We start from the raw sequence: 19,028 nt of genomic DNA, 5'->3' as shown, positions 1-19,028 counted from the left end.
TCATGGGACGTCACAGCAGCATGCCCGACGAGTACGGGACGGCCACGGCCGACCACCGGCCGCGATCACGCGGCCGCACGGTGGCGATCGCGACGGCCCTGGTCCTCGTCGTCGCGGCGGGCACGGCCGTGGCGCTCCGCAGCGATCTGCTCGGCCTGGGCGGTTCCTGCGGAAAGACGGTCCATCTCGACGTGGCCGCCTCCCCGGACATCGCCCCGGCGCTGCGTGCCGCCGCCACGCACGCCAGGGACCAGGAGCTGACCTCGGACGGGTCCTGCCTCGACGTGGCCGTCTCCGCCCGCGACTCGTACAAGGTCGCCGACAGCCTGCGCAGCGGAAAGGGCGGCGAGGACTTCCAGGTCTGGGTGCCGGACGCGGAGCTCTGGATCAAGCGGGTCGAGCAGAACGACAAGGCCACGAGCGTGTCGCCGACCGGCACCGTGGCCACGTCACCGATCGGCGTGGGCATGGTCGCGTCCGCCGCCAAGTCCTTCGGCTTCCCCGACAACAAGTACAGCTGGACGGAGCTGGCGGGCGCCGCCCTCCAGGAGAACAAGCTCCGTCTCGGCGCCGCCGATCCGGCCCGCAGCGCCACGGGCCTGCTCGCGCTGACCAGACTCGCGGCGGCCTCGGCGAAGTCGGGTGACGACGGAACCCAGGCCGCCGCCATGGCGAAGATCCTCTCCCAGCGGACGTCCGACAGCGACGGGCAGCTGATGGACACGGTCGCCCGTGACGACTCCGGCACCGAGCGGGGAAACCCGAAGCGCAACGAGGCACTGGTCCTCTCCGAACAGGCCGCCTTCGCGCACAACGCCGAGGTGGGCGACTCCGGCGCCCTCGACCTCTTCTACCCCAAGGACGGCTCGCCGGAGCTGAACTACCCCTTCACGCTGGTCGACGAGTCCTCCCTGAGCACGGAGGAGAGCCGCGCCGCCGTCCGCTTCATGACACTGCTCAACACCTCCGAGGGCCACCGGATCCTGAGCAAGTACGGATTCCGCAACGAGGACGACTCGGTCGACAAGTCGGTCGCCGAGGGGGCCGGCGGCCGCGCCCCGCAGCCGTACGCCGACGCCGTCACGGAACCGGCCACGGACGAGCAGCTGGAGCAGACGCTCGGCATGTGGACGATCACGGTGCAGAGCGCCCGCGTCCTCGTCGTCGTGGACGCGTCCGGCTCGATGGCGAACCCGGCGCCGGGCCGCACCGAGTCCCGGATGGAGGTGACCAAGGCGTCCATGCTGGCGGCCCTGTCCACCTCCTTCACCGACGAGGACGACATCGGCCTGTGGGAGTTCTCGACCAAGCTGGACGGCGATCGCGACTACAAGAAGCTGGTCCCGACCGCGCGCCTCGGCGACCGCACCGCCTCCGGCACCCAGCGCGAGCGCCTCTCCGCCGCGTTCGCCTCGCTGCAGCCGGTGGCGGACGGCGCGACGGGCCTGTACGACACGACGCTCGCCGCCTACAAGGACGCCAAGGCCTCCTACAAGAAGGGCAAGTTCAACGCCGTGGTCGTGGTGACCGACGGCGTGAACGAGGACCCCGGCTCGATCTCCCGCAGCAACCTGGTCCAGCAGCTGCAGTCGCTGACCGACGCCGAGCAGCCCGTGCCGCTGATCGGCATCGCCGTCGGTCCGAACACCGACAAGGACGAGATCGAGCAGATCGCCGAGGCCACCGGCGGATCGGGCCACCAGGTCCGCGACCCCGCCGACATCCAGCAGGTCATCCTGAAGGCCATCATGGAGGCCGGCGCCCGCACCAACTGAGCGCACCGACGGATCAGCGCAGCGGCACGGCGGGCTCCGGCAGTCCGACGGGCCAGGTGTGGACCGGTTCACCGAGGTGCATCAGCTCGGCGTACCGACGGGTGGTCGCCGCGAGCGCCGCGTCCCGGGCGAGGCCGCTCTCCAGCGCCCGGTGGTACGTCGCCGCCTGCCACTGCGCCCCGTTCGTCCGCAGGGCGCAGCGCTGCTCGATGACCCCCAGGTAGAAGTCCCGGTCGGCGGGTTCGACACCCCACGCGTCGAGCCCGGCGGCCGCGAGCGGCAGCAGTTCGTCCTGGACGAGCGCCACGGCCGCCACTTCCTCCGTGCCGCCGAACCGGCCCCGGCGCGGCCATTCCAGACGTGCCTCGATCCCGTACCGGCAGGCGGCGTCGAAGTTCCGGGATGCCGCGTCGAAGGAGAGCCGCGACCACACGGGCCGCGCGTCCTCGGCGAGCGCCCGTACGACGCCGTAGTAGAAGGCGGCGTTGGCGATCACGTCGGTGACGGTCGGCCCGGCCGGCAGCACCCGGTTCTCCACCCGCAGGTGCGGCACCCCGTCGGCCACCCCGTACACGGGCCGGTTCCAGCGGTAGACGGTGCCGTTGTGCAGCACGAGTTCGGCGAGGCTCGGTGTGTCGCCCTTCTCGATGACCTCCAGCGGCCGTTCGTCGTCGAGCAGGGGCAACAGCGGCGGGAAGAAGCGCAGATTCTCCTCGAAGAGGTCGTACGCGGAATCGATCCACCGCTCCCCGAACCAGGTCCGCGGCCGTACTCCTTGCGCGACGAGTTCAGGCGGCCGGGTGTCCGTCGACTGCTGGAACAACGGCGGCCGCGACTCCCGCCACAGCTCCCGCCCGAACAGGAACGGCGAATTGGCACCGAGTGCAATCTGCACGGCGGCGACCGCCTGCGCCGCGTTCCACACAGCGGCGAAACGTCCCGGTGTGACCTGGAGGTGCAGCTGCACCGAGGTGCACGCCGCCTCCGGGGCGATCGACGCGGAAGTGCAGCTCAGCCGCTCGACGCCGTCGATGTCGAGGGAGAACTCCTCGCCCCGCGCGGCCACGATCTGGTCGTTGAGCAGGGTGTAGCGGTCGACGTCCGAGAGGTTCGCGGAGACGAGGTCCTCCGCGCTCAGCGTCGGCAGAATGCCGATCATCACGATTCCCGCAGCGACCTCATTGGCTTTGCGGTGCGCATAGCCGAGACCGGTCCGCAGCTCCTCCGCCAGCTGGTCGAGCACCCGCCCGCCGAGCCGGTGCGGCGCGATATTGACTTCGAGATTGAACATGGCGAGTTCCGTCTGGAAATCGCGGCTCGCGATCCTCTCCAGTACTTCTGCATTCATCATTCTCGGCAGTCCGTCGGGCCCGGCGAGATTCAGCTCGATCTCCAGGCCCATGAGATTCTTGGGCCGGTCGAACCGCTTCTCGTCCAGCAGCCTCTGGAGCCCCTCGAGACACTCCCTGTGCTTGTCCCGGTAGCGCCGCCGGTCAGCCATGTCGACCGTCCCCGCAACGACCTTCTCCCCCATGGAAGCGTCCCTCCTCGCATGGGCAGCCCGCCCACCCGGCCGCATGTCACGGTGGATGATGCCCAGGCAATGTGATCGATAACGCCCCGCTCGGGCCCGCGGGGCAGTACGCTCCACGCAGTTACCCCGAGGCACATTCCTTAGGCATGCGGCCCCGCGCAGATTCACCGGGCCGGGATCTGGTGAAAAACGCCGACGAGAACCGGCCGACCGCTTGACCTAAAGACATCGAGGTCACAGCAGGGTCACTCGCGGAAACCGCGGGAAATACCCGCAAAATAGCCCCAGAACTGCGGCTGATTAAGCCCTTGTCGGCGCCACGGCATCTGGTAGCCGAAACATAGAGTGAACATACGTCGTATAAACTCCGCGAACGAGACAGAGTGTGGGCGCCCGAGGCCGATGCCCCCGCCCTCTCTGGCCCGCCACGCACCTTCTGTGTACTCACGTGCCCCCAGCAGCAGACAGCGCCGTCCGCTCTCCCGCACCGCCCCCAGCACCATGTGCCTGTCGAATGAGAGGCGACCCACCATGCCGCTGCATGTCCCTCCGGCCCCCGCGCCCGCCCTGCGCACCGTTCTCACGGCTCTCGGCTCCCCCACCGCCGTCCGCGAGGCCCGCACCCCGTCACTGCGTGCCATCCACGGACCCGCGAGCCCCGAACTCCCGCTTCCCGTCCACGTCCTGGACCACATCACCGAGACCACGGGCCCCTCGCGTGCCCGTCTCACCGGCTGGCGATTCCTGATCCGCTCCGGGGAGCGGGCGGTGGCCGCCGCCGACACCATGCTCACCCCCGACGGCTGGGCCTTCTCGCACTTCTTCGAGGGCCCCTACATCGCGTCCACCGAACGCGCCCTGCGCCAGGCCGAGACGCTGACCAGGCACTACCAGCCCCGGCTGCTCTCGGTGCCCGAGCTGTACATGCTCACCCTGTGGCTGCACGGGGACCACACCGCCGACGCGGCGACCGGTCATCCGGCGGCCGACGACATCCTGGTCCCGCTCGCGCCGGCCCCGCCCGGCATCGCCGCCCACCGCCCGCACCGCGTCGCCGAGTTGCTCCCGGTACTCACCCACCGGCTGACACCCGCGCGCGCCACGACCCTGCTCGCCTGACGCGGCCGGAGACCATCCCGCTCGACCCGCCCGAAGACCTGTGCCCCGCACCGCCCGCCGTCCGGTCGCGGGGCACAGCCCTGTCCGTACCCGTCCGCCCCGGCCGGACTAGCCCCATCCGGCCACCCCGAACCACCCGAAGGGACAGTGCCGTTGAGCTGAACCGTCCGCACGGGTGACGCGTCTCCAACCTGTGAGGACCGCTGCTACGAAATCCCTGCGGATTGACGCCCACAGGGCAACACTGGGTTCCGACCGACCGACAAACGGGGGTGCGGCCATGAATACGCCTTCACGCCGCAGCACGGACAGCGACAGCACCGTCATCGACATCACTACGCAGCGAAAGATCCCATCCATGTGCCAGCACCAGTCACCGTGCCCGACAGCAGACTCCGCGGACCGGGAAGCCGCCCTTCCAGTGGCCCACCACCCGGAGCAGGGCTGGAGCCTCCTGTGCAACGGAGTCCTCCTCTTCGAGGACACCGGTGAGCTGCTCCCCAACGGCACGATCATCGCCCCGCACCGCCCCTTGGGCACGGTGGTGACAGCGGCCTGAAGCCCCGTAAGGGGCGCGGGGAGCTGCGCGACCAGCCACGGACAACGGCCTGCCGCGCAACCCCCGTCGGATCACCCCTCGTAGGCGTCCATGGGCGGGCACGAGCACACCAGGTTCCGGTCACCGAAGGCCTGGTCGATGCGCCGCACCGGCGGCCAGTACTTGTCGGACGCCACGACCCCCGCCGGGAAGACACCCTCGTCGCGGCTGTACGCGTGCTCCCACTCGCCGCCGAGCATCCCGGCCGTGTGCGGAGCGTTCCGCAGGGGATTGTCGTCGGCCGGCCACTCGCCGGAGGCGACCCGCTCGATCTCGCCCCGAATCGCGATCATCGCGTCGCAGAACCGGTCGAGCTCGATGAGGTCCTCGCTCTCGGTGGGCTCGATCATCAGCGTCCCGGCGACCGGGAACGACATGGTCGGCGCGTGGAACCCGTAGTCGATGAGCCGCTTGGCGATGTCGTCGACGCTGACCCCGGTGGCCTTGCTGAGCGGCCGCAGATCGATGATGCACTCGTGCGCGACGAGCCCGCCGGGACCGGTGTACAGCACCGGGAAGTGCGGTTCGAGCCGCTTGGCGATGTAGTTCGCCGACAGCACGGCCACCTGGGTGGCGCGCTTCAGCCCCTCGCCGCCCATGAGCCGGACGTACGCCCAGGAGATCGGCAGGATCCCGGCGGAGCCCCACGGCGCGGCGGAGATCGGCCCGACCCCCGTCTCGGGACCGGCGCTCGGCTGCAGCGGGTGGTTCGGCAGGTACGGCGCCAGGTGCGCGCGCACACCGACCGGACCGACACCCGGGCCGCCGCCACCGTGCGGGATGCAGAACGTCTTGTGCAGGTTCAGGTGCGAGACGTCGCCGCCGAAGTGCCCCGGCTTGGCGAGCCCCACGAGTGCGTTGAGGTTGGCGCCGTCGACGTACACCTGACCGCCGGCGTCGTGCACGGCGCCGCAGATGTCGGCGACGTGCTCCTCGAACACGCCGTGCGTCGACGGGTACGTGATCATGAGCACGGCGAGCTGATCGGCGTACTGCTCGATCTTGGCGCGCAGGTCCTCGACGTCGATCTCGCCGTCGTCGGCGGTCTTGACGACGACGACCTTCATGCCGGCCATGACCGCACTCGCCGCGTTGGTGCCGTGGGCCGAGGACGGGATGAGGCAGACGGTCCGCTGGTCGTCGCCGTTGGCCCGGTGGTAGGCGCGTACGGCGAGCAGCCCGGCGAGTTCGCCCTGCGATCCGGCGTTCGGCTGGAGGGAGACCTTGTCGTATCCGGTGACCTCGGCGAGCCGCTCCTCCAGCTCACGGATGAGCGTGAGGTAGCCCTGGGCCTGCTCGGCCGGCGCGAAGGGGTGCAGCTGGCCGAACTCGGGCCAGGTGACCGGCTCCATCTCCGTCGTCGCGTTCAGCTTCATCGTGCAGGAGCCGAGCGGGATCATGCCGCGGTCCAGCGCGTAGTCGCGGTCGGCGAGGCGGCGCAGGTAGCGCAGCATCGCGGTCTCGGAGCGGTACTGGTGGAAGACGGGGTGGGTCAGATACGCGTCGCCGCGCAGCCGCGCGTCCGGCAGCGCGTCCTCGGTCGCGGCGTCCAGCGCCTGGAGGTCGGCGCCCTCGACGCCGAAGGCCTCCCAGACGATGCCCAGCTGGGCCCGGGTGGTGGTCTCGTCGCAGGCGACCGAGACCTGGTCGGCGTCGACGAGCCGCAGGTTCACCCCGTTCTCCCGCGCGGCGCTCACCACGGCGGCGGCCCTGCCCGGCACCCGCACGGTGACGGTGTCGAAGTACGCCTGGTGCACGACCTCGACGCCGCCCGCTGCCAGACCTGCGGCCAGCAGGGTGGCGTAGCGGTGGGTGCGCCGTGCGATGGCCTTCAGCCCGTCGGGCCCGTGGTAGACGGCGTACATGCCGGCCATGACGGCGAGGAGCACCTGCGCGGTGCAGATGTTGCTGGTCGCCTTCTCCCGGCGGATGTGCTGCTCACGCGTCTGGAGGGCGAGGCGGTACGCCTTGTTGCCGTCGGCGTCGACGGAGACTCCGACGAGGCGTCCGGGGAGGGACCGCGCGAACTTCTCCTGTACGGCCATGTATCCGGCGTGCGGTCCGCCGAAGCCCATCGGCACACCGAATCGCTGCGTCGTGCCGATGGCGATGTCCGCGCCCAGCTCGCCGGGCGAGGTCAGCAGCGTCAGCGCGAGGAGGTCGGCGGCGACGGTGACGACGGCGCCCAGCTCGTGCGCCTGGTCGATGACGGGCTTGATGTCCCGCACGGCGCCGGAGGCACCCGGGTACTGCACGAGCACGCCCACGACACCGCGCTCGGCGATCTCGGCGGGGATGCCGTCGCTCAGGTCGGCGACGACGATCTCGACGCCGGTCGGCTCGGCCCGCGTCTCGATCACGGCGACGGTCTGCGGCAGCGCGTCGGCGTCGACGACGTACACGCCGTTCTTGACCTTGCCGATGCGCCGCGACAGCGCCATGGCCTCGGCGGCGGCCGTGCCCTCGTCGAGCAGCGAGGCGCCGGAGGTCGGCAGCCCGGTCAGCTCGGCGACCATGGTCTGGAAGTTGAGGAGCGCCTCCAGGCGGCCCTGGGAGATCTCCGGCTGGTACGGCGTGTAGGCCGTGTACCAGGACGGGTTCTCCATGACGTTGCGCAGGATGACGGGCGGGGTGAAGGTCCCGTAGTACCCGAGCCCGATCATCGATCCGAGGACCTGGTTGCGATCGGCGAGGGAGCGCAGTTCGGCGAGCACCTCGGCCTCGGTGCGGGCCGCGGGCAGATCCAGCGCCTCGGCGCTCTTGATCACGTCCGGCACCGCGGCCGCCGTCAGTTCGTCGAGCGAGCCGTAGCCGACCTGCGCGAGCATCTTGGCCTGGGCTGCGTCGTCGGGACCGATGTGGCGCTGTTCGAAGGGAATTCCCTGCTCCAGCTGCGCGAGCGGAATGCGGTTGGCGGTCATGGCGGAGGCCTCCTGGTCAGTACGACCTGCGAGGGGCACCACGGCGCTGGTGCCCGGACGGCCTCCCCCTCTGTCATCTCAACCTGAGAGCTTCACCGGCCGCCCCGCACGATCGCGAGGACACACCGGCTTTCACCGTCGGTGAGGGCGAGGAACGTGCACCCCGCCCTGCTTTCCAGAGTGACCTCGTCCGTGCGGTACGGGGGCCTGAGAGATTCCGGGGAGGATTTGCTCCTTCGGCGCCCCCCGACGACGGTCGGAGGACTCTCCCGCACGGGGTCAGCAGCCGCTTGCCAGCCTACCAGCGGCGACTTGAGCACCAGCTTCGAGTGGCCGCCTTCTCGAATGTGCTCTTTCGTAGTGCTTACAGACGAGTTGCGACCAGCTGGAGGGCCCGTGCAGACCGACATCGATCCGCGCAACCTGATCGGCCGCAAGGCGCTCGACCGCAACGGAACGAAGATCGGCACCATCGACGAGGTCTACCTCGACGACGCCACGGGCGTTCCGGAGTGGGCGGCCATACGGACCGGCCTGTTCAGCCGGGACGCCTTCGTCCCCCTGGAGCCGAGCGAACTGGTGGACGGCACCCTGCGCGTCCCCTTCGAACGCTCCCTGATCAAGGACGCCCCCGACTTCGGCGTGGGCCGCCACCTCTCCCCCGAGCAGGAACTCCAGCTCTACCACCACTACGGCCTCGACATCTCTGCCCCCTCCGAACCGGACCTGACCTTCGGCCACATCGCGGGCACCCCGGACCCCGAAGCCCCGTAAGGGGCGCTGGGAACTGCGCGACCGGCCACGACGCACGCGCACCCGCCCGCACACCTCACCCGGCAGACGCCGACCGCACACCACTGTCGACGAGCGGCAACGGATCAGCGGCCTCCAGCGACGGATCATCGACGGAAAACGTCCGCACCCGCCCCGGCTCGACCGAGTAGGGCGTCTCGAACCGCACGGTGACCCGCCCGAGCCCACTGCCCTGCACCCACCCGGGCCCGAACTCGGCATGGCGCACGTCGTGCCCCGCCATCCACCGCCGCGCGGCCGGCTCCTCGACGACGTCCTCGGCCGTAGCTTCGGCAGCCGCCTCCTCCTCGACGGCCCCCGCAGTCGCCGCCTCCTCCGAGGCGGCCGCAGCGGCCTGCGCGAACAGGTCCTCCTGCGTGAAATCGGCGAGCCCAGTGACCCCGACTCCGAGCAGCCGCACGCCCCCGGTGGTGTCCACACCCTCGAGCAGCCGTGCGGCGGCCTCCCGGACCACCCCGGGGTCGTCGGTCGGCCCGCGCAGCGTCTCGGACCGCGTCAGGGTCGAGAAGTCGTATCTGCGCACCTTCAGCACCACGGTCCGCCCGGACCTCCCGGCGGCCCGCAGCCGCTCCACACACCGGTCGGCGAGCCGCTGCACCTCCATGCGGACCCGCACCCGGTCATGGATGTCGACGTCGTACGTGTCCTCGACGGAGACGGACTTGGAGTCCCGCTCGGCGACGACCGGCCGCTCGTCCCGCGCGAGCGCCATCGCGTACAGATGGCTTCCGTGGGCCTTCCCCAGCATCCGTACGAGCTCGTCCTCGCCCGCCTCGGCGATCTCCTCGACGGTGTGGATGCCGGCCCGGCGCAGATGGTCCCCGGTGGCAGGACCGACGCCCGGCAGGATCCGCACGGACTTCGGGCCCAGCAGCTGCCGCTCGGTGCCCGGCGGTATCAGCAGCAGCCCGTCCGGCTTGGCCTCCTCGGAGGCGATCTTGGCGAGCATCTTGGAGACGGCGAGCCCCACGGATCCGCTCAGCCCGGTCACCCGCCTGATGTCACCGCGCAACTTCAGCCCCACGGCTTCCGCGGAACGCGCGTCCCAGGCCCTCTCACCGGCCTCCAGATCGACGAACGCCTCGTCGAGGCTCAGGGGCTCCACCAGCGGCGAAAGCTCCCGCAGAAGGGCCATCACCTGCTCGCTGATCTCCCGGTAGAGCCGGAACCGGGGCACGAGGTACGCGGCGTTCGGCGCGAGCCGCCGCGCCTGCCCCATCGGCATGGCGGAGTGCACCCCGAATCTCCGCGCCTCGTACGAGGCGGTGGCCACGACCCCGCGCGGCCCGAGACCGCCCACGACGACCGCTTTCCCGCGCAGGCTGGGCTTCGCCGCCTGCTCCGCGGAGGCGTAGAAGGCATCCATGTCGAGATGCAGAATCGTCGGTGCGGTTCTCACACCACCGATGCTGCCCTACGCCACTGACAACGCGGCGGCACGACCGTCACACGGCCCGGTTGCGCCGCCTCGCGAGTTCGTCCGCGGGGTTGGTCCTGACGATGGTCTCGCCGGTGTCCACCCGCTCCCCGTGCAGCTGCGACAGCGCGCTCTCCACGTCCCGCCAGACGACCCCCACGGCGATGCCGAAGATCCCCTGCCCGCCCTGGAGCAGATCGTGGACCTCGTCCGGCGACGTGCACTCGTACACGGTGGCGCCGTCGCTCATCAGGGTCATGCGCTCCAGGTCCCGGAAGCCCCGCTCCCGCAGATGCTGCACCGTGGTCCGGATGTTCTGCAGGGACACCCCCGTGTCGAGGAACCGCTTCACGACCTTCAGGACGACGACGTCCCGGAAGCTGTAGAGCCGCTGCGTCCCGGACCCGTACGCGGGCCGCACACTGGGCTCGACCAGGCCGGTTCTGGCCCAGTAGTCGAGCTGCCGATAGGTGATTCCGGCCGCCGCGCACGCGGTCGGTCCCCGGTATCCGATCTCTTCGGAAGTCGCGTCGCCGTCCGCTCCCGCCGCCACAGGCACCGCCTGCGGGCGCTGCGGAGTGTGATCGGCCGCGCTGCCGTGAAACGTGTACGGACCGCCCGTAGCCGTACCGTCGCCGCTGCTTCTCACGCCGACCTCCTCTTATGACCTGCCTTCTCGACGGTAGGCAGTCACTGGGGGTGCGTCAACGAACGCCACACTCGCCACGCCGAGTGATAATCACCCTAAGAGTGGTTTCCCGTACCCCACCGCGGGGAAAGGCTAGCCGAATGCGCCGAGGCGGCCGCCATCAGGCGACCGCCTCTCTTCACGACCCGCAGGTCACAATCTGCTGATCACTGACTGTTCGTCCCGAAATCTTCGGGCGAGATCTGGTCGAGGAACTCGCGGAACTTCTCCACTTCGTCCTCCTGCTCGTCCGGAATCGCGATCCCGGCGTCGTCCAGCACCTCGTCACTGCCGAAGATCGGCGTTCCGGTGCGCAGCGCGAGGGCTATGGCGTCCGACGGGCGGGCACTGACCTCCACCCCGCTCGCGAAGACCAGCTCCGCGTAGAAGACGCCTTCCCGCAGGTCCGTGATGCGTACTTCCGTGAGCTCCTGTCCGACCGCCTCCAGCACGTCCTTGAAGAGGTCGTGCGTCAGCGGACGCGCGGGGGCCATGCCCTGCTGGGCGAAGGCGATGGCCGTCGCCTCCCCCGGTCCGATCCAGATGGGGAGGTAGCGGTCGCCTCCCACTTCACGCAGGAGCACGATCGGCTGGTTGGAGGGCATTTCGACCCGGACACCTACGACGTCGAGCTCGTTCACACAGCAACCCTAGGACGTGCCCGGCAGGTTTGGGTAGTCGGGCATGCGCCGCATGCCGGGCCGGCGGCGCTCACCCGCCCCTGCGATCAGGGAAGACGCACCCCGAGGGCGGTCTGCACAAGTGCCGCGTGCAGCTTCACCGTGAGCCCCGCCAGCTCCTTGGCGCGCGCCTGCGCGAGCGTCCTGGTCTGCGGGTTGCGGTGCACCTTCAGGGGAGCGACGACGGAGTCCACCAGACCGGCCTCGCGGTCCGCGGCGGCCCGCATGACCCGCAGGTGGCGCGGGCCGATGCCGAACCGCCCGAGCTCGCCCACCAGCTCGGCGACCAGGACCGCCGAGGCGTCGTAGCCGCCGTCGGGCAACTGAGCGAGGAGCCCGTAGGACTCCCACTCGTCGAGCTCCGCCTCGTCGATCCCGGCGGCGGCGAGCAGCTCGTCCCGGCCGACGCGGGCGGCGGTCGGAGCGTCGCCGCTCTCGTCCGCAAGCGCGTCACCGGGCCGCCCCGGCGCGGGCACGGGCAGGGACTCGCCCCGCTCCAGGGCGTCGAGCTGTTCCTTGATGACCTTCAGCGGCAGGTAGTGGTCCCGCTGCATCCGCAGGACGTGGGCGAGTCGCTCGACGTCTTCCGGGCTGAACTTGCGGTAGCCCGAGGGCGTCCGCTGTGGCTCGATGAGCCCCTCCGACTCCAGAAACCGAATCTTGGAGATCGTCACTTCGGGAAACTCGTCGCGCAGCACGTTCAGTACGGTGCCGATGCTCATCAGCCGACTGTCCGCGGTGGCGGTGCCGCTGCCGGCACCGCCCCTCGGTGTGTGAAGCATGGACCTTCCTGACGGTTCGCTGGTGGGTCAGATACCTCGCTGGGTCGCCGCGTAGAAGACCAGCCGGTACTTGCCGATCTGCACCTCGTCGCCGTTGTTCAGCGTCACCGAGTCGATGCGCTCACGGTTCACGTACGTGCCGTTGAGGCTGCCGACGTCGGCGACGGTGAACGAGCCGTCCTGAAGGCGACGGAACTCCACGTGGCGGCGCGACACGGTCACGTCGTCCAGGAAGATGTCGCTCTGCGGGTGACGGCCCGCCGTGGTCAGCTCGCCGTCGAGGAGGAAGCGGCTGCCCGAGTTCGGACCGCGCCGAACCACCAGGAGCGCCGAGCCCAGAGGCAGGGCATCGACCGCGGCCTGCGCCTCGGGCGACAGGGTCGGAAGCTGCGTCTGACCGGTGGCCTCGGGGTCGTAGGACTCGAGACCGGAGATGGAGATCGTGGAGGTGGTCTCCGACGGCCCCTCGGCCGCCATCCCGCCCCGCAGCGGCGCACCGCAGTTGGAGCAGAACCGGCTGTTCTCGCCGTTCCGGTTCCCGCACCTCTGACACACCAGAGCCGACATGGACGGATCCTCCTGCCGCGGCTGCCCCGCGGGGGCTTGGGACGCGTACGGGCCAGGGCCAAACCCTCCACCCGTACTTGAGGTTGACGGTTCCCCGAAACCTATGCGGCCGGAACCGGCAGGGTCAACAGCCGACGCGCCCTGTCCGCCCGAATTGTCACCACCGACCTGGTCCCGGAACAGCGGGCGCTCGCCCACCTGCGTCTCCGGCACGTCTCCCTGGCGCGACGCACGGTGACGACCATCCTCACGTGCGCTCTTGCCGAACAACTTCGCAAACAACTTCACGGGCGATTCCCCTTGACCGAAACAGACCCGCCCGTGGGGCAGGACGAACCCTGACTGCACACATCGGCGTACATCACGAACACGGACATCCTCACAACGTCCGTATCCGCCAAACAGTTTCCACCACGCACCCCGCCTACGGTGCGCCGACCCCCCGCAAGCTCATGCCCTCGCACTACATCCCCCATGCACATACGCCTCACTGGGAGGACGACCGAGCGTAATCAGGCTGTCGCGCCGCTCGCAAGGCGTCCACAACGATCTTCTCCGAACGGCTCACCTCCACGGTGGCCTGCTCCTTCTCCAGCGTCTGCACGACACCTCCGGGGATGTTGAGGGCCGGTTCGAGGTCCTGCGGCTTGCCGATGACCTTGAAGGTGTACGGCTGAGTGATCTTGTGTCCATCGACGCTGACCCCCTTCCCTCCGGTTCCGTCCGTCAGGTACGTGTTCGCGACGACCCGCACCCCGTTCACCTGGATCGCCTCGGCACCGGCCGCCCGCAGCTCCTGGATCGCGTCGAGCAGCATGTCCGCCTCGACGGCACCCTTCGGGTCCCTGACGGTCATCGTGATCCCCGGGCCCTGCGCCGCCACGGTGCCCGCCAGAATGCCGAGTTGACGTTCCTTCTCGACCGTCTGCTTACGGGCCTCCTCGGCCTGGTCCGAACTGTTCTCCAGCTCGGTGCGCTGGTCCTCGAGACCTTGCTTCTCATCTTCCAGACGCTGAGTGCGGTCATCGAGTTCATCGAGGATGCGCACAAGATCTTCCTGGCGCGCACCGCGCAGCGCGCTGTTGTCACTGTTGGACCGCACCTGGATGGCGAGTCCGAGGCCCAGGACGAACAAGAGCACGGCGACGGTGAGTTGAGCGCGTGACACGCGCGGCGGCCACAGTCCCTTCACCAGCCGCTGACGGCCGGTCAGCTGCGGTTCGCCCGCCGGCTCCGGCAGGGATGCCTCGTCCGGCGCGGTCGCCCGTACTTCCGCCGGAAGCTCCTTGCGCAGCCGGTACGGGGGCTCGGCACCCTCCGGCGTCCCGTCGGGCCCGGGGTTCCGCGGAGTCTCGTCCGGATTCATCGGCCTCACGCCCGGAAGACGTGCCGCCGGATGGCGGCGGCGTTGGAGAAGATCCGGATGCCGAGCACCACCACGACGCCGGTCGACAGCTGCGCGCCCACGCCCAACTTGTCGCCCAGGAAGACGATCAGCGCGGCCACGACGACGTTCGACAGGAACGACACGACGAACACCTTGTCGTCGAAGATCCCGTCCAGCATGGCGCGCAGCCCGCCGAACACCGCGTCGAGCGCCGCGACGACGGCGATCGGAAGATAAGGCTCCACCACCGCCGGAACCTCGGGACGGATGAACAACCCGACCACGACTCCCACGACGAGGCCCAGTACGGCGATCACGATGTGCCCTTCTGCTCTGCTCTCGGCTGTGCTGTACGTACGATCACGCTGGGCGCGGCAGGAATCTTGACGTCGTCCTGCGTGGAAATGCTGTTCCGGATCCCGAAGTTCTCCGTGAGGGCATGCAGGTACAACCCGTCGGAGCTGTTCTGGAACCGGGTGCTCAGCCGCTGCCCGTCCCCCACCGCGAGCACCGTGTACGGCGGCACCAGCGGTTTGTTGTCGACCAGTATCGCGTCACCGGCGGCCCTGATGGCGGACAGGGCGGTGAGCCGCTGCCCGTTGATGCTCACGGCCTCGGCCCCGGACTCCCACAGGCCGTTGACGACGCGCTGCATGTCCCGGTCGCGCACCCGCCCCGTGTCGGAGAAGTCCGCGCTCTCCCGAGGTCCTCCGGTGCCGCTCTGCGCGGATTTGGCGTCGTCGACGACGAGCTTGACGCCCGGCCCGTGCACGGCGACGGCCCCGGACAGCATCCCCACCAACTCGCCCTGCTCACCGCCGTGCTTCTTCAGCGCCTCGCGCTGCTTGTTCCCCACGTCGGTGCGGAGCGAGTCGACCTGGCCCTCGAGCCGGTCGGCGGAATCGCTCTCCTGGTCGATGCGGTCGATCAGCTCTTCGCGCTCCTTGGCCACGACCGGCGCCGCGATGCGGGCCTGCGCGGCCCCCACGGTGACGACCAGCGCGGCCAGTACCAGACCCGCCGCGAGCCCCAGCTTCGCCCGCAGGGTCTTCGGCAGCCCGCTCTGACCCTGGGCCCGCTTGCGGGCCGCGGCCTCCGCGTACCCGTCGTCGAGGCTGTGGTCCATCACGTTCGTCAGCAGCGACATGGACGCGTCGGGGCGCCTGGGGCGCTTGGGGCTGCTCCGAACGGGGGGCTGCTGCGGCATGCCGCACATCGTCGCACGACGTGCCCGCTACCTCCGAATGGCCCCACGGACGAACCGGCCACCGCTCCACCGGAGGGTGACCGGCTCGTCCAGGACTCAGCGGCCGGCGCTGTCCACGACGGCCGTCCACTCGTCGAGGAGCTGCTGTGCGGAGGCGTCGTCGGGGCCCTCGGCCCACAGGTGGGTGACGGCCTCGGCCGGGTCGGGCAGCACCATGACCCAGCGTCCGTCGGCCTCGACGACCCGTACCCCGTCCGTGGTGTCCACGAACCGGTCACCGGCCTCCTCGACGACCCGCCGCATGACGAGTCCCTTGACGGCCCACGGGGTCGCCAGGTCCCGCTTGAGCACGTGCGCCCGCGGGATCCGCGCGTCGATCTGGCTCAAGGTCAGCTGGGTCCGGGCGACAAGACCGATGAGCCGGACGAACGCGGCGGTCCCGTCGAACACGCTGCTGAACTCGGGCACGATGAATCCGCCGCGCCCGTCGCCGCCGAAGATGGTCCCGTCGTCGCGCCCCACGCGGGTGAGGTCGTCGGGCGAGGTCGTCGTCCACTCCACCTGCGTCCCGTGGTACGCGGCGACCTGCTCGGCGATCCGGGTGGTGGTGACGGGCAGCGCGACGCGTCCGCTGCGGCGATCGGCGGCCACGAGGTCGAGCATCACGAGCAGCGCCCGGTCGTCCTCGACGATCCGGCCCTTCTCGTCGACGAGCGAGAGCCGCTCGCCGACCGGGTCGAACCGGACGCCGAAGGCGGCCCGTGCCGAGGCGACGATCTCCCCGAGCCGGACGAGCCCGGACCGTCGTGCGTCGGCGGTCTCCGTGGGCCGCGACTCGTCGAGCCCCGGGTTGATGGTCAGCGAGTCGACGCCGAGCCGCCCCAGGAGACTGGGCAGCACGAGCCCGGCACTGCCGTTGGAGGCGTCGACGACGACCTTGAGGCCCGCGTCGGCGATCCCCGTGATGTCGACGTTCCTGAGCAGCGATCCGGTGTACGAGTCGAAGACGCTGGAGGGGAAGTGCAGATCCCCGATCTCGCCCGGGAACGCGCGACGGTACTCCTGACGTGCGTACACGCGGTCGAGCTTGCGCTGGCTGCCCTGCGAGAGGTCGGCTCCGCGCTCGTCGAAGAACATGATGTCGACGGAGTCCGGTACCCCGGGTGTCGTCCGGATCATGATCCCGCCGGCGCTGCCTCTGGCGGTCTGCTGCCGGGCCACGGGCAGGGGCACGTTCTCCAGGTCGCGTACGTCGATGGCGCTGGCCTGCAAGGCGGAGATGACGGCGCGTTTCAGCGCCCGCGCGCCACGGGAGTGGTCACGGGCGGTCGTGACGGTGGACCCCTTCTTCAGGGTCGTGGCGTACGCCCCCGCGAGCCGCACGGCCAGCTCCGGAGTGATCTCGACGTTGAGGATTCCGGAGACGCCACGGGCCCCGAACAGGTGGGCCTGCCCGCGCGACTCCCAGATCACCGAGGTGTTGACGAAGGCGCCGGCCTCGATCGTCTTGAACGGATAGACCCGCACATTGCCCTGGACGATCGATTCCTCACCGACGAGACATTCGTCGCCGATGACGGCACCGTCCTCGATCCGGGCGGCCCGCATGATGTCGGTGTTCTTCCCGACGACGCAGCCGCGCAGATTGCTGTGCTGCCCGATGTAGACGTTGTCGTGGAGGACGGCCTTGTGCAGGAAGGCCCCGCTCTTCACGACGACGTTGGAGCCCACGACGGTGTGTTCGCGAATCTCCACATCGGCTTCGACCTTGGCGTAGTCGCCGATGTACAGCGGCCCGCGGAGCACGGCGTCGGGATGCACTTCGGCGCCCTCGGCGACCCACACTCCCGGCGAGATCTCGAACCCGTCGAGCTCGACGTCGACCTTCCCCTCGAGCACGTCGGCCTGGGCCTTCACATAGCTCTCGTGGGTGCCGACGTCCTCCCAGTACCCCTCGGCCACGTAGCCGTAGACCGGCTTGCCTTCCTTCATCAGCTGCGGGAAGACGTCACCGGACCAGTCGACGGGCACATCGGCTTCGACGTAGTCGAAGACCTCGGGCTCCATGACGTAGATGCCCGTGTTCACGGTGTCCGAGAAGACCTGCCCCCACGTCGGCTTCTCCAGGAACCGCTCCACCTTGCCCTCTTCATCGACAATCGTGATGCCGAATTCGAGGGGGTTGGGCACACGCGTCAGACATACGGTGACGAGCGCGCCCTTTTCCTTGTGGAAGTTGATGAGCTCGGTGAGGTCGAAATCGGTCAGAGCATCACCGGAGATCACGAGAAAGGCATCGTCCTTCAGCGCCTCCTCAGCGTTCTTCACGCTGCCGGCGGTGCCGAGTGGCTTCTCCTCGTTGGCATAGGTGAGCTCCATTCCGAGCTCTTCGCCGTCTCCGAAGTAGTTCTTGACGAGCGACGCCAAGAACTGAACGGTGACTACGGTTTCGCTGAGCCCATGCCGCTTGAGCAGCCTCAGCACATGCTCCATGATCGGCCGATTGGCCACCGGCAGGAGCGGCTTGGGCATACTCGAGGTCATGGGGCGAAGGCGTGTGCCTTCGCCTCCGGCCATCACGACGGCCTTCATGTCGGAAGCGTCCTCCTTGAAGAGACGACGGTCTAGCCGACTGTGCTCGTCAAGTATCGCTCACCAGGATGAACAGCGGGAGCGACCCGTCCTCACCCAACGCTGGATGGCGAGCTCAATCGGCCGTGGAGTCCGCTGTGACAAGGCGGCGGACCTGGACCACGTAGAGGATCCCTGCCCACCAATACAGCGTTGTACCCCATCCAGCGAACGCCCATCCGAAAATAGCAGCGAGTTCATGGATCCAGCCGCTTCCATCGCTGAGCAGCAGGAGCGGGAAGGCGTACATCAGGTTGAAGGTGGCCGCCTTGCCGAGGAAGTTCACCTGGGGCGGCGGATAGCCGTGCCGCCTGAGGATCCCCACCATCACCAGAAGAACCAGTTCTCGCGCAAGCAGTGCAGCCGTCAACCAAATGGGCAGAATGTCGCGCCAGGTCAATCCGACCAGGGTGGACAGAATGTAGAGCCGGTCGGCGGCGGGATCGAGCAGCCGGCCGAGGCTGCTGATCTGATTCCAACGACGCGCGAGCTTCCCGTCGAGATAGTCGCTGACGCCGCTCAGCGCGAGCACGAGCAGCGCCCATCCATCACTCTTCGGCCCACCGAACTCCGGCCTGAGGATCAGCCACAGGAACAGGGGTACGCCGACGAGCCGCGCCATGCTGAGGATGTTCGGGATGGTGAGGACCCGGTCTGTCTGGACACGGGTCTCTTGGACCTCCACCCGGGGGCCTCCTGGGTAATTAAGCCAACGATGCCCCCTGACTTTACCCTCAGCGCTGCCCGACGGACGCGAGGGGTCCCCCCTGAACGCAGAAAACCCCCGTGCGCAATGCACGGGGGTTTTCTCAAGATTTGTTCGGCGGCGTCCTACTCTCCCACAGGGTCCCCCCTGCAGTACCATCGGCGCTGTAAGGCTTAGCTTCCGGGTTCGGAATGTAACCGGGC

Annotated in this window: 16 protein-coding genes, 1 rRNA gene and 1 riboswitch; of the genes, 4 read left to right on the top strand and 13 right to left on the bottom strand. The window is 69.3% G+C overall.

Translation table 11 applies throughout. From position 1 onward, the window contains the following. Positions 1-2: 2 nt before the first annotated feature. A complete protein-coding gene (locus tag ABT127_RS36740; RefSeq protein ID WP_351460090.1) occupies positions 3-1,775 on the top strand; it encodes a substrate-binding and VWA domain-containing protein in 1,773 nt (590 codons plus the stop codon). Positions 1,776-1,788: 13 nt separating this feature from the next. Here ABT127_RS36740 and ABT127_RS36735 read toward each other — a convergent pair whose 3' ends face one another. Continuing rightward, positions 1,789-3,309: a glutamate-cysteine ligase family protein gene (locus tag ABT127_RS36735; RefSeq protein ID WP_351460087.1), complete on the bottom strand. Its 1,521-nt coding sequence runs from the start codon at positions 3,307-3,309 to the stop codon at positions 1,789-1,791. Positions 3,310-3,840: 531 nt separating this feature from the next. Between ABT127_RS36735 and ABT127_RS36730 the strand changes: the two genes are divergently transcribed. Then, positions 3,841-4,428 (top strand): hypothetical protein, encoded by a 588-nt coding sequence (locus ABT127_RS36730; protein ID WP_351460085.1) that lies wholly within the window; start codon positions 3,841-3,843, stop codon positions 4,426-4,428. A 358-nt stretch (positions 4,429-4,786) separates the two neighbouring features. Beyond that, complete coding sequence (locus tag ABT127_RS36725; protein ID WP_351460083.1) at positions 4,787-4,987, top strand: DUF5999 family protein; 201 nt, start codon at positions 4,787-4,789, stop codon at positions 4,985-4,987. Between the two features lie 71 nt (positions 4,988-5,058). Here ABT127_RS36725 and gcvP read toward each other — a convergent pair whose 3' ends face one another. After that, positions 5,059-7,947, bottom strand: a complete 2,889-nt coding sequence (gene gcvP, locus ABT127_RS36720) for an aminomethyl-transferring glycine dehydrogenase (protein ID WP_351460080.1) — start codon at positions 7,945-7,947, stop codon at positions 5,059-5,061. A 185-nt stretch (positions 7,948-8,132) separates the two neighbouring features. Next, positions 8,133-8,229, bottom strand: a riboswitch (glycine riboswitch). Between the two features lie 114 nt (positions 8,230-8,343). On the opposite strand from gcvP, the gene ABT127_RS36715 reads away from it, so the two are divergent. Then, entirely contained in the window at positions 8,344-8,721 is a 378-nt protein-coding gene (locus tag ABT127_RS36715) for a PRC-barrel domain-containing protein (RefSeq protein ID WP_351460077.1), read from the top strand. A gap of 55 nt (positions 8,722-8,776) precedes the next feature. Here the strand turns inward: ABT127_RS36715 and ABT127_RS36710 are convergent, their stop codons facing one another. From ABT127_RS36710 to rrf, 11 genes are all read right to left on the bottom strand, one after another. Beyond that, positions 8,777-10,159, bottom strand: coding sequence for a DNA polymerase IV (locus ABT127_RS36710; RefSeq protein WP_351460074.1), 1,383 nt, complete (start codon positions 10,157-10,159; stop codon positions 8,777-8,779). Positions 10,160-10,205: 46 nt separating this feature from the next. Then, positions 10,206-10,826 (bottom strand): MerR family transcriptional regulator, encoded by a 621-nt coding sequence (locus tag ABT127_RS36705; protein WP_351460071.1) that lies wholly within the window; start codon positions 10,824-10,826, stop codon positions 10,206-10,208. Between the two features lie 206 nt (positions 10,827-11,032). After that, on the bottom strand, positions 11,033-11,506 hold the full coding sequence (locus tag ABT127_RS36700) for a bifunctional nuclease family protein (RefSeq protein WP_351460068.1): 474 nt from the start codon (positions 11,504-11,506) through the stop codon (positions 11,033-11,035). A gap of 86 nt (positions 11,507-11,592) precedes the next feature. Beyond that, entirely contained in the window at positions 11,593-12,327 is a 735-nt protein-coding gene (gene ftsR, locus ABT127_RS36695; RefSeq protein WP_351460066.1) for a transcriptional regulator FtsR, read from the bottom strand. A gap of 27 nt (positions 12,328-12,354) precedes the next feature. Beyond that, positions 12,355-13,299, bottom strand: a complete 945-nt coding sequence (locus tag ABT127_RS36690) for a zinc-ribbon and FHA domain-containing protein (RefSeq protein ID WP_351460158.1) — start codon at positions 13,297-13,299, stop codon at positions 12,355-12,357. An 82-nt stretch (positions 13,300-13,381) separates the two neighbouring features. Next, on the bottom strand, positions 13,382-14,260 hold the full coding sequence (locus tag ABT127_RS36685) for a DUF881 domain-containing protein (RefSeq protein ID WP_502971839.1): 879 nt from the start codon (positions 14,258-14,260) through the stop codon (positions 13,382-13,384). 5 nt (positions 14,261-14,265) lie between these two features. After that, positions 14,266-14,598: a small basic family protein gene (locus tag ABT127_RS36680; RefSeq protein ID WP_111663691.1), complete on the bottom strand. Its 333-nt coding sequence runs from the start codon at positions 14,596-14,598 to the stop codon at positions 14,266-14,268. Next, positions 14,595-15,497: a DUF881 domain-containing protein gene (locus tag ABT127_RS36675; protein WP_351460060.1), complete on the bottom strand. Its 903-nt coding sequence runs from the start codon at positions 15,495-15,497 to the stop codon at positions 14,595-14,597. Before ABT127_RS36675 ends, ABT127_RS36680 begins: the two co-directional genes overlap by 4 nt. 87 nt (positions 15,498-15,584) lie before the next feature. After that, positions 15,585-18,080 (bottom strand): sugar phosphate nucleotidyltransferase, encoded by a 2,496-nt coding sequence (locus ABT127_RS36670; protein WP_351460057.1) that lies wholly within the window; start codon positions 18,078-18,080, stop codon positions 15,585-15,587. A 115-nt stretch (positions 18,081-18,195) separates the two neighbouring features. Continuing rightward, positions 18,196-18,804, bottom strand: a complete 609-nt coding sequence (clsA, locus tag ABT127_RS36665) for a cardiolipin synthase ClsA (protein WP_351460054.1) — start codon at positions 18,802-18,804, stop codon at positions 18,196-18,198. Positions 18,805-18,937: 133 nt separating this feature from the next. Then, positions 18,938-19,028 (bottom strand): 5S ribosomal RNA (rrf, locus tag ABT127_RS36660); the annotation flags it as partial.

The organism is Streptomyces sp. NPDC001904, from assembly GCF_040297005.1.
Classification (GTDB): domain Bacteria; phylum Actinomycetota; class Actinomycetes; order Streptomycetales; family Streptomycetaceae; genus Streptomyces.
This window is presented reverse-complemented; position numbering and strand designations above follow the sequence as displayed.